This is a genomic window from Sinorhizobium numidicum (assembly GCF_029892045.1).
GTDB lineage: Bacteria > Pseudomonadota > Alphaproteobacteria > Rhizobiales > Rhizobiaceae > Sinorhizobium > Sinorhizobium numidicum.
In genome coordinates this window covers 2,627,915-2,641,314 of record NZ_CP120368.1, presented here as the reverse complement: position 1 = coordinate 2,641,314, position 13,400 = coordinate 2,627,915, and the positions used below count along the sequence as shown (strand labels likewise).

The following is a 13,400-nucleotide window of genomic DNA, read 5'->3' as shown; positions in this document are numbered from 1 at the left end:
ATGGGCTCGATTTGGAGGATCAGGATAATGGCAGATAAGAATGAACTCGGTGCCGCGGTGCCCCGTGGGGTGGTCGATACGAAGACCGGCAAGGTCGGTGTTCCGGAGCAGCCGATCGAGGAGCAGGTTCAGTGGCTTCGCGAGCAGGTCGACTCGCTCAAAGACATGCTCTCCGACCTGGAGATTCCGTCCGGTAGAGCCGTCGCCACCAGGGTCATGGACACGGGCCGCAGGACAGGCGAAATGGCGAGGGAACATCCGGCTTGGACCGCACTCGCGTTAATGGCCGTGGCCGGGCTGCTCATTGCAAGTACCAGCCGTTCATATTCATATTGGCCGATGCGGCGATCCTCGCGTCTCGAGGACATCATTGCGGACCTTGAAGACCGCCTCAGCGATCTCAAGGGGCGTTACTGGTCGAGTGGTTGGAGGTCATGGTAACCGGGCGGTCCCCGAACGATCGACCCGGCGGATAGAACGGCTGCGGGGAGCGGTGGCTATCCGCCGGGAAACCTGCGACAGAGTCTCTCTCTCTCTCTCTCTCTCTCTCTCTCTCTCTCTCTCTCTCTCTCTCTCTCTCTCGAACGATATTGCCTCGAGCCCCACGCGCATTGAGCCGGCCGGATCCCCAAGACGATGTGCTGTGCCTCTAGCCATGGACGCCCTCCATGACGAGAACCCTGTGCATCGCCCAAAGCTGCGAGTTGCAACGTCTCCGTTTTTCAAGCATCCTCAAAGAAGGGGCAGCCATCGGATCATGCGGAGGCGCAGATGGGTTTTACCTCGCCCAATCCCATCGACATTTTTGTCGGTGGTCGCATTCGGTTTCGCCGCACCATGTTGGGAATGAGCGAGGACGGGCTTGCCGGTGCGCTGGGTGTCGCGCCTGGGCAGATCCGGAAATACGAAGAGGGTGTCGATCGGGTGTCCGCGAGCCGGCTGCATGATATTGCGGACGTTCTCGACGTACACTTTTCCTTCTTCTTCAAAAATTCACCGCCATCGACCGGCGGCGGATTGCGTGATGTGACCGATCTTTCGACATTCGCTTGAGGGAAAGAGGGGGCATAGACAAAGTGGTGATGTTCAAATCGCAGAGCGCTAACCGGCAGCCGGTCGTTCGACTGGCCGCCAGGGGCGGGGCTCCAGGCCCTTCGAGCGGCTGAGGCTTCCATGGTAGGCGGGGGCTATCACCTACAGACATTCGGGGAACTGCGGCTGGTCGACTCCAGCGGCGGGGTTGCGGCGTGTCCGGAGCGGGGCCTGCTGATCCTCGCTTACCTGTGTGTGTCGGAACAGAAAACGGCCTCTCGCGAGAAGCTCGCGACGCTGATCTGGCCCGACCGGGAAAAGAGCGTCGCCTTCAAGAACCTGCGTTCCACCCTCTGGCGCATGCGGCACCTTGCGACAGCCGACGGACCGCTGCTTGCCTCGATAGAGAGCGAGGTGGCGCTGGGGACATTGTCTTGCGACGTGTCTGGGTTCGACGCGCTGGGCGGCTCCGAGGAGACCTTCCGCAAAGCCCTGGCGCTTTGGCGGGAGTCTTTTCTGGCTTCGGCGGACCTGCCGGCTGGCCGGTACACGGACTGGATCATGCGGAAGCGGCAGGGTTTCACAGAAATGCTGCGCAAGGCGCTCATCGATGCAGAAGAGCGCTTCGCCGACAGGTCGATGCTGCGCTCAGCCTGCGCGCATCTCCTCGAACTCGACCCGGCCGACACGGCCGTTCTGGAAATCCTGGAACGCGTCGGCCACGGCCAACTGCTGAACGGTGGCCGCACGCCAGCCAGAGTGTTGCTGCAGCCGACCGCATTCGTCGGGGAGACGGTGGAAGGCGCTTCGCCCGCCGCCCCGCCGTTGCCGCGCGTCGCATTGCTTCCGCCTGCCGCGCTCGGCGGCGACCCAACGCTTCACACCGTCAGCGTCGCGGTGATCGAGGACATCACGATCGGGCTCTGTTCGCTGCGTTCGATGTCGGTTGTCGCGCCCTACACCGCCGAGCGAATTCGCGACGCGGCGGACAAGGCCGCGTTCCTTCAGAAACATGGCGTCACCTACGCGCTCGATTGTCGCCTTTCGGACCAGGGGCTTTTCACGCAGCTTATCTTTCTTCCCTCCGACGAAATCATATGGGCGGACCGCTTCACGATCTCGCCTGTGGGGCTGATACAGCAGCGCCAGGAAATCGCCTATCATGTCGCGCGTGCGGTGACGGAGCAGGTCGAGAGGGGGCAGGCGGAGCACCTGGATTACGCGGCGCATCCGGAGGCCTACTACGCCTATCTCGGCGGGTTGCGCCATCTGTCCGGTCTCGGCTTGCCGGACGTTCGCAGGGCCCGTCGTGACTTCCGCGACGCAATCAGGCTCAAGCCGGATTTCGCGCCGGCCTTGAGCGGAATATCGCGAACCTATGCGACCGAATGGCTTTTGACCGCGCAGGGTAACAACGATCTTCTGTCGCTTGCCGAGCGCCATGCGAGGGGGGCGATGCAAAGCAACGAACAGCTTCCTGCCGCACACCGCGAATTGGGTGTGGTGAAGCTCTATCAGGGCGATTTGGACGAAAGCCTCGCTGCCTTGGATCTGGCCGAACAGCTAAGCCCGCATTACGCCGACGTGCTCTATAGCCACGCCGATACCCTCGTTCACGCCGCCCGCCCGGCCGAGGCCCTCGAGAAGCTCGGCAAGGCGCTTTCGCTCAATCCGCTGGCGCCGGACGCCTATCTCTGGAGCGCGGCGGGTGCCAGCTATTTCCTCGGGCAATACGAGGAGGCAATCGGCTTTGCGCAAAGGATGAAAGACAAGACGCCGGGGGACAGGATCGTTGCGGCGAGCTGGGCGATGCTCGGGAACCGCAAGAAAGCTCGAGCGCATAGGATGCGGGCTTTGAAGATCAATCCGAGCTTCGATGTCGACAAGTGGCTTGCCGTCGTTCCGATGAAAGAGCAGTGGCAGAAGGACCTCTATCGCGAGGGACTGAAAAAAGCGGGGTTTTGATCAGAGGCATGAGGGGCGATATGGCAAAAGTTGTTGTGATTGGGATTCCCGGCGAACCCGGCCTGTGGCTGGCGGACTTGGGCAACGGGACGGTAAGGCCGCTCGATTCGGTGACGGGCGATCTGGCGACCGCGAACAGTCTTCGCGCTAAGGGCGGCGCCGTCATCAAAAGCGTCGACTTCGCGGTGGCGGTGTCGTCCGCTGACGAGGTGTTCTCGGGCCATTTTGACGGGTGATCAGCCTGGAGATCCAAAGACGGGCGAACGGGGACGGTGTTTATTCCGACCGGGCGTGCAACCCTGAGGAAACGCTCGCCCGCGTTCGACCCTTGCTTGGTGACTTTGGCGTGACGCGCGTCGCCCGGCATACGGGGCTCGACAAGGTCGGGATCCCGGTCTGGTGCGCCTATACGCCGAACTCCCGGTCGATCGTGGTCGCCCAAGGCAAAGGGCTGTCGGACGCGGATGCCAGAACTTCCGCAACGATGGAGGCCCTCGAACGTACGGTTGCCGGCGCGCCGTCGGTCGCAACCATCGTGGGTACGGCCCGCAATTTGCAGGTCTCCGGACGGATGTTCAATACGCTGGACGGGTTGATCGCCGCAGGCCAGGAAGACATCCGGCCGGATGACGAAGTCGAGTGGGTTGCCGGCGTCGATCTGATTTCCGGCCGTGAAACGCTTGTCCCGCTGGAAGCGGCCATGCTCGACCGTACACGGGCCTCACGTTTCTGGATGTCGTCGGATGGCCTAGCGTCTGGAAATGTAGTCGAGGAGGCGATACTGCACGGCTTGCTGGAGCGGGTCGAGCGTGATGCGCATGCCCTGTGGCGCGTGTCCGGTTCGGACGCTCGTCATCAGGCTTGTGTCGCCCCTGAAACACTTGGCGATCCGGCGCTAAACGCTTTGATTGAGCGCATAAAAACTGCGGAACTGGATCTCCGACTTTTCGATATAAGCTGCGACACGGACATCCCCTGCTTTCTCGCTCTCCTGGGACCACGTGACACGGCTATCCGCAGCCATGTTCGCTTCGTCGAGGTGACAAGCGGCAGCGGCGCGCATCTCTCGGCGGTGCGGGCGGCGATCAGGGCGGTGACGGAGGCGGCGCAATCGCGGCTCACCTATATCAGCGGCGCCCGGGACGACGTCTATCCCGAAACCTTCAACCGGCCTTTGCCGGAATCTACGCGACGCGCCTTCCTCGCTGAGCCGCGACCGGTTGCGGCCGAACCCCGGGACGGCGGGATGGATCTCGGCGGCCTGTTGGGCCATGTCCTCGATTGCGTCAAGGGAGCGGGAGCGCAATCCGTTATTACCGTGCGATTGTCTTGCGAGCGTCTGCCGTTTTCCGTCGTCAAGGTTTTCGTTCCGGATCTCGAGAACCCGGAAGGCGAGAGGGCGCGCCGTTTCGGACCGCGTGCGCTTTCGAAGGCGATCTTCTCATGATGCGGGATTAAGAAGGGAGAGGGGGCAAGCCGCGCCCTGCCAAGCGTGTCCTTCTCCCCGCTTGCGGGCTGGTCGACAGGCCGGACGAAGGGCCATTTTCGCGCGAAACGATCAGCAATTTTGATTCCCCGCAAGCGAAAAGCGACACGCAATACGACCATGACGTGTGCAACGCTCGTGCAACGCGCGGAACCGCCAAATTCGTTTATATTCCACCCCAACGAGAGCACGTAATGGGGGTTCAAATGAACAATCTTGCTACGACTTCGACTGACCATGAGACGGAACTTGCCAGCATCGCGAGAATGCTGGCCTATATCCGCGATAGTGCCCGGGCGCTGGATGCGCAGGCTCTGGAATATTGCGTCGAAATGGCGCTGCAAGCCGTCTCCAATGAACTCCGTGATCGACGGGAGCTGACCGTTGCGGGGGCGGATTTCGAGTCCCGCACTCGCATCCTGCAGTGAGCAGCAAAAGAGGGGCAGTCGCCAGCAATAATCATGGAAGTCGCCGCCTCGGATGATCCGTGCGGCGACTTTGCATTTGTCCCGGCAACACGTTACCGATCGAGTTCCGGATAAACCCTATCGAGAAATCCAGGTCGCAGTTTTTCGCCAATCAGGCAGTCTGCCGTGGGCGCGACCGCGGCGAGGCGAAGGATGGGCGCAGGTGTCGCACCGCTTACCTCGAGGATCAGTTTCTGGCGGATCGCGGTCGCAAAATCCTCAGGCTCGTGTACCGGGAGCACGAACGAGCCCGGGCCGCCTATGACGCATTCCGCGTAATATTGGTCCAGGGGGCCCGTCGACACTGATGGGCGGATGAGGATTGCGAGCCCGTTGATCACGATGCCGCGCTCCACCGCGTCATTGCGGGCGGGGTTCACGGGCGGGCCTGTATTGTTCGGCCCGTCGCCGGAAATGTCGATGACGCGCCGGGCTCCTGAAAAGGCGTTGGATTCGATGAGGTTCGTGCCGAAGAGGATCGCATTCGAGATGGAGGTGCCGCGCCGCGTGCCGATCGGCCGGGCCTCGAGCTTGGCGGCAAAAGCTTCGGCGTCGGCGGCTTTGTCGATCACTTGCCAGGTGACGACGGAGGCTTCGTTTACCAGCCCTGCCCACTCGAAATAGCCGATGGCGATGCGTCCGAGATACCCGCCCTTGACGGCGTTGATGAAATCCGGGTGCCTCAGCGCCTGCAGATAGCCGGAGCGCTGCACGCGCGCCTCTTCCATGTCCATCGATCCGGACATGTCGACCGCCAGCACCAGTTCCACGTCGACATCCGCGGGCAACGCCGATTGTATAGGGCTTCCACTGAGAGCCAGGATCAATGCCAGCGTGTTCAACATCGCGTCAGCCAATCATCATGATTTAGCGTCAGGACGCTCTGTCCCTCTTACCGAGTATCGCTTCGCGAAAATCGAACTTGGCGTTGGGATCAGTGCCATAGAGGAATGTACCACAGGATCAGCAATCGGCGACTGTTGCGGCGGAGCAAACTTACAATATTCGGTGATCACCCAAGCCAATGCGTTCCATGCAGCAATTCAAAGTGCTACACGATCTTCGTGCGTCTGAAAGGACGCACGGCGCTGTAGGGCGGGTGCCGCCCCAATGTGACCACGGTCACCGAACAGAACGCCGATATGGTTCACGCCACGCCGAATTCGTATTTCGCACGTGTAGACCGGCTGCAACGCGCCGCGTTCGGCTATTTCCTTCGATATTCAGACCAGAGGACCGGGCTCGTGGCCGATACGTCGCGGCGAGCTTCGCCGTCGAGCATCGCCGCGACGGGCTTCGGTCTCTCCTGTTATCCGGTCGCGGTGGAGCGCGGCTGGATCGGACGAGCCGAAGCGGCACGGCGGGTGCTGACGACCCTGCGTTTCTTCGAGAGCAGCAGGCAGGCGAGCGACGCGCGTGCAACCGGCTATCGCGGCTTCTACTATCATTTCCTCGATATGCGAACCGGAGAGCGGACTTGGCGCAGCGAGCTTTCGACCATCGACAGCGCGCTCCTCTTCGCCGGCGTCCTGACGGCTGCGGCCTACTTTGCGGGAAGCGGGAAGGCCGAGGCGGAGATCCGGAGCCTTGCAGAGCGGCTCTACGGAAGGGCGGATTGGTCCTGGGCGCTCAATCGCGGCGATACGCTGACGATGGGATGGAGGCCGCCCGGCCGCTTCCTGAAGCACCGGTGGTGCGGCTATAGCGAGGCGCTGCTACTCTATGTGCTGGCGCTCGGCTCGCCGAGCTATCCGATCGAGCCGGAGACCTATGAAGCCTCTACGGCCGCCCATGAATGGCTGACGCTCGACGGCATGCCGCACCTTCACGCCGGCGCGCTGTTCATCCATCTTTTCCCCCACGCATGGATCGATTTCCGCGCTCTTCGCGATGCCGGGATGCGCAGGGTGGCGAGCGACTATTTCGAGAACACGCGCCGGGCGATCGCCCTTCAGCGCGCATATGCGCAGGAGAACCCCCACGGTTTCGCCGGCTATTGCCGCGATCTCTGGGGCTTCAGCGCCTGCCATGCGCCGAAGGGCTGGTTGCAGCTTCGCGACGGACGATGGCAAAAATTGCTGGGCTATGCGGCCCGCGGTGCGCCCTTCGGCGCCGACGACGGAACGCTCGTTCCCTGGGCATCGCTCGCCGGCTTGCCGTTCGATCCGGATGCCTGCCTGAGCGGCCTTTCCCATCTCCTGGCGCACTATCCGGCGTTGCTCAATGACGACCGTCTCCCCGGAGGCTTCAATCCGAGCCTGCCGAGTGAAGGCGCCGAGGGATGGGTGGACGACAGCGTCGTCGGGCTTGACCAGGGGCTCTCGGTGATAATGATCGAAAACTGGCGAAGCGGCTTGCTTTGGGACCTCACATCCAGCATTCCGGCTTTCCGCTATGGGCTGCGCAAGGCAGGCTTCGAGGGCGGCTGGCTCTCCGCCAGCGTTTTCTGATAGCCGAGGGGTCCGACACGTGCAGCAACGGCAAGGGAGGGCGAGCAGCGCGGCAAGCGGCGAGGACGCCGCGGCGGCCATCGAATGGCTTGCCGCTGCATTTCCGGAGGTCGCCTGTTCATCGGATGCTTCCGCTGCCAAATTCATTCCAGCAACGGCGTTCTGGAGGGATGCGTCCGCCAGCGTGGAGGCTTGCCTCGCCTATCAGAACCGTTTCGCCTCCGGCATGGACGACAAAGTGCGGGCGGCGCATCTGATCGCTTTTTACAGTCACCAGCTCAGCCTGGTGACTGTAACGGTCTTTCTCGCCACGGGTCTGGTGCCTGAATTGGCGGGGCTGCGCTTTGAAAGCTATTTGCGCCCCGTGGGCGAGCGGACGCTCGAGGCGAGCCGATTTCATTTTCTTGTCGAACTGCCGCAGATTGCGGCCGGTGCCCGGCCGGAGGAGGCCGGCAGCCGTTTCCGGGATGTTTTCGTTGCGCAGTTGAAACCGGTGATTACGCTGTTGAGCCGGCGCTGCGGCCTATCAGTCCGCGCGCAGTGGCGGCTTGCGGCAGACAGTCTGGCGGGTGCTTTTCTGGAGATTGGGCGACGTCAGGGGAAAGAGGCGGAGGCTATTGCTCACGCCCTCGCGATCGTCAAGCACCAAGGCTCGCCGTTGTTTACGCGGGAACTCCATTATGAAGAGATCGATGCCGCCGTGCCTTGCAATGACGGTGAGAGGGCGCTTTCCCAGACCTACAGAATGCGGGGCGGCTGCTGCCTGTACTATCGCACTGATGCCGGCAGCTATTGCGATAGCTGCGTGTTGCTCAGGCCGGAAATACGACGCGAGCGGCTGCGGGCGCATTTGCGTGAAACGGCACGGGAATAGCGGGTGAACGAAGCGTTCTCCACCCGTGGATTGCCCTTCATCCGCTGCCGAGACCTTCTCCCGCCTGCGGGAGAAGGACAAGCGGCGAGTTCCTGACCCCTCGCCCGCGAGCGGGAGAGGGCGCTTAACGCGTCTTAAGGAACCAATCGTTGATAAAACCGGAGACAACACCGAGCACGATCCAGAAGGCGAGCGTGGTCGCCAGTGCGGCGACGGCAAATTCGGCGCCGAGGACGGCCGGAACGTTGCTGGAAATGTCGAGCGGCTGCGGCGCACCATAGGCCTGCGGCGCTGCGATCAGGACGAGCCCTACGACCTTGGCGAGGATTCCGGGGCGCAGTGCCAGCAGATAGAGCCCTGCCGCTGAAAGCAGCACGGTCGCCGCCCACCAGAGCTGGCGGTCGCCAAGTTCGGCGGCGGGGAAGCCGGGCAATTCCGGCGGCAGGCCGACCGCCGGCAGCATGTGGACGGCAAGCCAGCCGAAGGCGCCCCAGAGCGCACCGTTCGCGAGCGTTATCGGGTAGCCGATGACGAGGCTGATGCCGGCAAGAAGCAGCGAAAAGCCCGCACCGGTCACCAGATTGGCAAGCAGCGTGCCGGAGAAGCGGCTCATGCCGAACATGATGCCGCCTTCCTCGTGTTCGCCCCCATGCTCATGGGCATAGGCCGGCGAAATAGGCGAGAGTGCCGAGAAGATCGTGCCGAGCGGCGAGGTGCCGTTCGGAGTAGCATGAGGAGAAGCGTTAGGCTGTTTTCCGACCGCGTCCCGCTCCAGGTTCAGGAAAGAATGCTGATCGTGGGCGGCGGCGGCAGGCTGCTCGCCCACCGGCTGGTCAGTCGCCGCCGGAGCCTCACCCTCATATTGCTCCGCATGCAGGATCAATGGCGTAACGCGCAGTTCCTGCGCGGCGGTCATGAAGACGCCGGCGATCAGCCCGGCCACGATGGCGGCCAGAAGTGTTTTGACGATCATTGTCTATATCCCTCAGTTCGGCGCACGGCGCGCCGCGGGGCGGCCGGAGCATTCCATGGACGTGGAATATGCGCTGCGGCCGCGGACGTGCCAGATGGCACGCACGCGTACTCCGTCCGCCGGGCGGTCGTCCACTTCGATGCGGAACGCGTGAGCGTTCCAAGCCATCATTTAGTGGCAGGGGAAGCCGTAGGAATGTCGGGTGTCGTGCGCGGTATCGTGCAGGACGGCCGAATTCGCCAAGCCGGCGCCGAAGACGAGGAAGGCACCGATCATCAGAGCGATGAGGCCTGCGGTCAGACGATCGCTGAGGGACAGCGGAATGCTCGAAACTGTAGACGTAGCCATGACAACCTCCGTGATGGCAATGGGATGTTTCCCGGGTTTGGGCTTATGCCCGCATCGCTTGGCAGGTTTCCTGGCTCGCGGCGTAAGGTGCCTAGAGTGTCCTGCTTTCAAGTGAAACCACTGAAGGCAGAAAAGATGCTCTAGATTCAGAGCGCTAGAGCGTCCTTTGCGCGTTCATTTGAACGCGCGGCGCTCTAGTCACCAGGGAACTTGCCTCGCCTTCCCAGGTTCGAACCACGTCTCGCGGTTCTCCTCCCAGTGGCTTCTTCCGGATCGCTCCGGAACGGCAATTCACGCCGCTCTACAGTCGCGGGGTCGGCCGTGATTGAGATGCCCAGCTTGGGTCCATCCGTCACGTTCCCGTTTACTCCCGAAACGCGTTCGCATCCCGGGAACCAATCGATCTTCGATGATTAGGTTTGCTTTTCATCCATGTCAATCGAGCCGCTATGGAAAAGCGCCTAGCCGGTTCTACCGACATTGCTCGCCCGAATTCATGCCACGCTTTTATCGTCGGGCATGTCGCCCGAGGCAAAATTGTGCAGAACCATGCGCTTGTAGGCTTCGACGATGCGGTCACCTTCGGCACGATCGACCGAGACGGCGAGCCGCATGGTACATTCGCCAAGATGCATGATGAGGAAAGCGGCATCTTCGATTTTCTCCCGCGGCGTGCCGGGTGCCACCCGTTCCCAGACGTCGGCGAGCAATCGCCCATTCGCCCGGCTCTCGGCGAGCTCGATCTCGCGCAGGATCTTGTCAGCTTGCATCGCCGACCAGATGTCGCGCATCACCGGCTCGGCCCGGAACATCTCGTAATAAATGTCAAAAAGGGCGGCAAAGGCATCGCGCAGTTCGGCGATGCTCGTGACCTTGGCGAGTTCCGTTGCGATACAATCCCGGGAGGCCGTGTTGTAGCGCTCGGCGAGCGTGCGGATGATCGCCGCCTTGTCGGGAAAGTACTGGTAGAGCGAGCCGATGGAAATTCCGGCCATCTCGGCCACCTCACTCATGCGCATGGCATCGCTTCCTTTTTGCTCGATCAGCGCCGTGGCGCAGGAGAGGATGTGTTCAACCCGTTCGCGGCTACGCCTTTGGCTCGGCGTGCGGCGGAGGGCTGGCGCTTCGTCATTGGCAGCAGTGGCCGGCGTTGCTTCTGAAATCATGAGCCTCACTCACATTTTGACTTGACTGCTGAGACATGAGGATTTATCACATTTTGTAATGTGAGCAACACTCATATTTTTGCGGTGGAGATGAGGAGGATGAGATGTCTGGGAAGTTCACGTTGCTACCGGGCGGTGAGAGCAAGCTGCAAGATCTTGCCGGCGAAGCCCTGAAGACGGCTGCAAACGGTATCCGGAGTGTCGCGTGATGGTTGCTCTTATCCCCGCCTTGTCTTTCGCTGCCGTCATCGGCTCCGGCCTGATGGCCGGACTCTTCTTTGTCTTCTCCGTCTGCATCATGCAGGCGCTGTCGCGGTTGCCGCCCGAGCAGGGCATCGCCGCGATGAACGCCATCAATGTGGTGATCCAGAATCCGCTGTTTCTCACCGCCTTCATGGGAACGGCGCTCCTTGGACTGGTTCTTGTCCTCACCGCCGTCGTTGGGGCGGGCAGGGGAGCTACCTGCTGGCCGCCGGCGGTCTCGTCTATCTCATCGGTACGCTGGCGGTGACCATTATCTTCAACGTACCGCTGAACAACGCCCTTGCCGCCGCCGCACCGGGACAGGCGGCGACCGATCTCTGGCAGCAGCGCTACTTGACCGACTGGGTCTGGTGGAACCACGTCCGCACGATCGCCTCCATCGGCGCGCTGGCGCTTTTCGTTCTCGGCCTCGCGCGCAGTTGACGACACTTCATTCCACAGCGAGCCGCAGTGAGATTGGCGATCGCGCCGGTCATTGCGCCGGCACGATCGGAGCGACGAAGGCGGCGTAGTGCAAGATTTCAGCGCCCGGCGTAGCGAGGTTCGCGCCGTTCCTTCCAGGCGGACAAGCCCTCGGTCAGGTCGTGGCTTGGCACGAGGCGTGCAAACTGCTCGCTTTCGTTCAGCAGGCCTTCGCCGATCGTCATGTTGAGGCCCCTTGTGACGGCGGTGATGATGGCGCCGGTCGCAAGAGGCGAGTGGTGGATGATGCGGGCGGCGAGCGTCCATGCGGCATTCATCAGGTCGTGATGCGGCACGATCCTGTTGATGAGTCCCATCTCGAGCGCGCGCTGCGGTGAGAAATCGTCACCAGTCAAAAGCAGTTCGAGCGCGCGCTTGCGTCCGGCAAGGCGCGGTAGACGCTGCGTACCGCCGAAGGTCGGCGGCATGGCGAGCTTGATCTCGGGCTTGGAAAAGCGCGCCCGTTCGCTGGCGATTGCGAGATGGACGGCTTCGGTGATCTCGCAGCCGCCGCCATAGGCAAGACCATTGACGGCGGCGATCACCGGCTTTGGAAAGGCCTCAAGTCGGGCTGTCAGCCTTTGCCCGCGCCGAACGAAATCGCGAACGGCGGCATTCACGCCCGATGCGACGCTGTCTGAAAATTCGTGAATGTCGCCGCCGGCGGAAAAGGCGCGCTCGCCCGCACCGGTGAGGATCACCGCCTGAACCGCGTCGTCCGCCTCGATCTGATCGAGGTGAGACAGAAGCCGATCTATCAGCTCGTAATTGAGCGCGTTCAGCTTCTCCGGCCGGTTGAGCGTCACGAGCGCGATGCCGGCTGAAATTTCAAATAGCACTGTATCGGACATGTCTGTCTCCCCATCGTGTGTTGACGGGGGAAGGCTAGGCGCGCGATAATGGATTGTATATTCACTAGTCGGTATACAAGACAATGATGACCGTATTGCCTACGCGTGATCGCATCGTTTCCGCCGCCGCCAAGCTCTTCTATGCGGAAGGCATCCGCGCCGTCAGCGTCGACGCCGTGGCGGAAGCGGCCGGCGTGACGAAACGCACGCTCTATTACCATTTCGAAAGCAAGGACGACCTAATTGCAGCCTACCTTGAGGCGCGCGACCAGCCGAACCTCAAACTCTTCCAGAAATGGTTCACCGAGACCGACGGCGACGTGGCGGCGAAGATCGAGGGGATATTCCGCAATCTCGCCCGTGCTGCCCGCCACCCGAAATGGAAAGGCTGCGGTTTTCTGCGCACCTCCGCCGAACTTGCGAACATGCCCGGGCACCCGGCGATCCGGATCGGCGCCGCCCACAAGAAGAAGTTTGAGGACTGGCTGCGGCAGGTGTTCGAGGCGGAGCTGGTCGACGACGCAGCCGCGCTTGCGCGGCAGATACGGCTTTTGCTTGATGGCAGCTTCGCTGTCGTTTTGCTCCACCGCGATCCGAGCTATATGGAGACGGCGGGCGTGGCCGCAGCGTCGCTGGTCGAGTTGGCGCTGTCCGCGCGCCGCGCCGTATCAAAGTCGGGAGGGTAAAATGGCTGTTCGACGCATCGTGCCCAATCTTCAGGCTTCCGATCCGCAAAGTGCGCGTGCCTTTTACATGGATCTGTTGGGCCTTGATATCGTGATGGATCACGGCTGGCTCGTCACCTTCGCGGCAGAAGGCGGCTCAGCCGTGCCGCAGGTGAGCGTCGCCAGCGAGGGCGGGTCGGGAACGCCGGTGCCGGCGGTCTCGATCGAGGTGGACGACGTGGATGAGATTTATCGGCGCGCGAAGGCCGCCGGTGTCGAAGTAACCTACGACATCACCGACGAGCCTTGGGGCGTGCGGCGCTTCTATCTGCGCGATCCGTTCGGCAACACGATCAACATCCTATCGCACTGAAACGCGACCGATCGGGCCGCAAAT

15 protein-coding genes, 1 pseudogene and 1 riboswitch are annotated in these 13,400 nt (G+C 62.2%); of the genes and pseudogenes, 11 read left to right on the top strand and 5 right to left on the bottom strand.

Features of this window, described 5'->3' with window-relative positions; genetic code table 11:
- Positions 1 to 27 precede the first annotated feature (27 nt).
- The 6 genes from PYH37_RS23840 (at position 28) to PYH37_RS23815 (ending at position 4,911) form a co-directional block, all read left to right on the top strand.
- On the top strand, positions 28 to 441 hold the full coding sequence (locus PYH37_RS23840; protein WP_280733918.1) for a hypothetical protein: 414 nt from the start codon (positions 28 to 30) through the stop codon (positions 439 to 441).
- Positions 442 to 771: 330 nt separating this feature from the next.
- Positions 772 to 1,053: a helix-turn-helix domain-containing protein gene (locus PYH37_RS23835; protein WP_280733917.1), complete on the top strand. Its 282-nt coding sequence runs from the start codon at positions 772 to 774 to the stop codon at positions 1,051 to 1,053.
- 120 nt (positions 1,054 to 1,173) lie between these two features.
- Positions 1,174 to 2,997, top strand: coding sequence for an AfsR/SARP family transcriptional regulator (locus PYH37_RS23830; RefSeq protein WP_280733916.1), 1,824 nt, complete (start codon positions 1,174 to 1,176; stop codon positions 2,995 to 2,997).
- 20 nt (positions 2,998 to 3,017) lie between these two features.
- The gene (locus PYH37_RS23825) at positions 3,018 to 3,233 is read left to right on the top strand and encodes a hypothetical protein (protein ID WP_280733914.1); all 216 of its coding nucleotides are present in this window, start codon (positions 3,018 to 3,020) and stop codon (positions 3,231 to 3,233) included.
- Positions 3,233 to 4,444: a YcaO-like family protein gene (locus PYH37_RS23820; RefSeq protein ID WP_280736148.1), complete on the top strand. Its 1,212-nt coding sequence runs from the start codon at positions 3,233 to 3,235 to the stop codon at positions 4,442 to 4,444. Before PYH37_RS23825 ends, PYH37_RS23820 begins: the two co-directional genes overlap by 1 nt.
- A gap of 233 nt (positions 4,445 to 4,677) precedes the next feature.
- Positions 4,678 to 4,911 carry a hypothetical protein gene (locus tag PYH37_RS23815; RefSeq protein WP_280733913.1) on the top strand — a complete coding sequence of 78 codons (234 nt, stop codon included), beginning with the start codon at positions 4,678 to 4,680 and terminating at the stop codon, positions 4,909 to 4,911.
- A gap of 92 nt (positions 4,912 to 5,003) precedes the next feature.
- Here PYH37_RS23815 and PYH37_RS23810 read toward each other — a convergent pair whose 3' ends face one another.
- Positions 5,004 to 5,795, bottom strand: a complete 792-nt coding sequence (locus PYH37_RS23810) for a DUF1194 domain-containing protein (protein ID WP_280733912.1) — start codon at positions 5,793 to 5,795, stop codon at positions 5,004 to 5,006.
- A gap of 297 nt (positions 5,796 to 6,092) precedes the next feature.
- Here PYH37_RS23810 and PYH37_RS23805 point away from each other — a divergent pair, with 297 nt between their 5' ends.
- Positions 6,093 to 7,400 (top strand): glucoamylase family protein, encoded by a 1,308-nt coding sequence (locus tag PYH37_RS23805; protein WP_280736147.1) that lies wholly within the window; start codon positions 6,093 to 6,095, stop codon positions 7,398 to 7,400.
- Between the two features lie 19 nt (positions 7,401 to 7,419).
- A complete protein-coding gene (locus PYH37_RS23800; protein ID WP_280733911.1) occupies positions 7,420 to 8,274 on the top strand; it encodes a ferric iron reductase in 855 nt (284 codons plus the stop codon).
- Between the two features lie 124 nt (positions 8,275 to 8,398).
- Here PYH37_RS23800 and PYH37_RS23795 read toward each other — a convergent pair whose 3' ends face one another.
- The 3 genes from PYH37_RS23795 to PYH37_RS23785 form a co-directional block, all read right to left on the bottom strand.
- Positions 8,399 to 9,247, bottom strand: coding sequence for a CbtA family protein (locus tag PYH37_RS23795; protein ID WP_280733910.1), 849 nt, complete (start codon positions 9,245 to 9,247; stop codon positions 8,399 to 8,401).
- A gap of 171 nt (positions 9,248 to 9,418) precedes the next feature.
- The gene (locus tag PYH37_RS23790; protein ID WP_280733909.1) at positions 9,419 to 9,595 is read right to left on the bottom strand and encodes a CbtB domain-containing protein; all 177 of its coding nucleotides are present in this window, start codon (positions 9,593 to 9,595) and stop codon (positions 9,419 to 9,421) included.
- A gap of 43 nt (positions 9,596 to 9,638) precedes the next feature.
- Positions 9,639 to 10,010, bottom strand: a riboswitch (cobalamin riboswitch).
- A 79-nt stretch (positions 10,011 to 10,089) separates the two neighbouring features.
- Positions 10,090 to 10,761, bottom strand: coding sequence for a TetR/AcrR family transcriptional regulator (locus PYH37_RS23785; RefSeq protein WP_280733907.1), 672 nt, complete (start codon positions 10,759 to 10,761; stop codon positions 10,090 to 10,092).
- Positions 10,762 to 10,969: 208 nt separating this feature from the next.
- On the opposite strand from PYH37_RS23785, the pseudogene PYH37_RS23780 reads away from it, so the two are divergent.
- A pseudogene (locus tag PYH37_RS23780) lies at positions 10,970 to 11,448 on the top strand (anthrone oxygenase family protein).
- Positions 11,449 to 11,546: 98 nt separating this feature from the next.
- On the opposite strand, the gene PYH37_RS23775 reads toward PYH37_RS23780, so the two are convergent.
- Complete coding sequence (locus tag PYH37_RS23775; RefSeq protein WP_280733906.1) at positions 11,547 to 12,338, bottom strand: crotonase/enoyl-CoA hydratase family protein; 792 nt, start codon at positions 12,336 to 12,338, stop codon at positions 11,547 to 11,549.
- Between the two features lie 86 nt (positions 12,339 to 12,424).
- Here PYH37_RS23775 and PYH37_RS23770 point away from each other — a divergent pair, with 86 nt between their 5' ends.
- Positions 12,425 to 13,024 carry a TetR/AcrR family transcriptional regulator gene (locus PYH37_RS23770; RefSeq protein ID WP_280736146.1) on the top strand — a complete coding sequence of 200 codons (600 nt, stop codon included), beginning with the start codon at positions 12,425 to 12,427 and terminating at the stop codon, positions 13,022 to 13,024.
- Between the two features lies 1 nt (position 13,025).
- Positions 13,026 to 13,376, top strand: coding sequence for a glyoxalase superfamily protein (locus tag PYH37_RS23765; protein WP_280733905.1), 351 nt, complete (start codon positions 13,026 to 13,028; stop codon positions 13,374 to 13,376).
- Positions 13,377 to 13,400: the final 24 nt, after the last annotated feature.

Coding starts and splice junctions, on each gene's coding strand:
- PYH37_RS23840 (WP_280733918.1), top strand. CDS start 28: ATGGCAGATAAGAATGAACTCGGTGCCGCGGTGCCCCGTGGGGTGGTC.
- PYH37_RS23835 (WP_280733917.1), top strand. CDS start 772: ATGGGTTTTACCTCGCCCAATCCCATCGACATTTTTGTCGGTGGTCGC.
- PYH37_RS23830 (WP_280733916.1), top strand. CDS start 1,174: ATGGTAGGCGGGGGCTATCACCTACAGACATTCGGGGAACTGCGGCTG.
- PYH37_RS23825 (WP_280733914.1), top strand. CDS start 3,018: ATGGCAAAAGTTGTTGTGATTGGGATTCCCGGCGAACCCGGCCTGTGG.
- PYH37_RS23815 (WP_280733913.1), top strand. CDS start 4,678: ATGGGGGTTCAAATGAACAATCTTGCTACGACTTCGACTGACCATGAG.
- PYH37_RS23810 (WP_280733912.1), bottom strand. CDS start 5,795: ATGTTGAACACGCTGGCATTGATCCTGGCTCTCAGTGGAAGCCCTATA.
- PYH37_RS23805 (WP_280736147.1), top strand. CDS start 6,093: ATGGTTCACGCCACGCCGAATTCGTATTTCGCACGTGTAGACCGGCTG.
- PYH37_RS23795 (WP_280733910.1), bottom strand. CDS start 9,247: ATGATCGTCAAAACACTTCTGGCCGCCATCGTGGCCGGGCTGATCGCC.
- PYH37_RS23790 (WP_280733909.1), bottom strand. CDS start 9,595: ATGGCTACGTCTACAGTTTCGAGCATTCCGCTGTCCCTCAGCGATCGT.
- PYH37_RS23785 (WP_280733907.1), bottom strand. CDS start 10,761: ATGATTTCAGAAGCAACGCCGGCCACTGCTGCCAATGACGAAGCGCCA.
- PYH37_RS23775 (WP_280733906.1), bottom strand. CDS start 12,338: ATGTCCGATACAGTGCTATTTGAAATTTCAGCCGGCATCGCGCTCGTG.
- PYH37_RS23770 (WP_280736146.1), top strand. CDS start 12,425: ATGACCGTATTGCCTACGCGTGATCGCATCGTTTCCGCCGCCGCCAAG.
- PYH37_RS23765 (WP_280733905.1), top strand. CDS start 13,026: ATGGCTGTTCGACGCATCGTGCCCAATCTTCAGGCTTCCGATCCGCAA.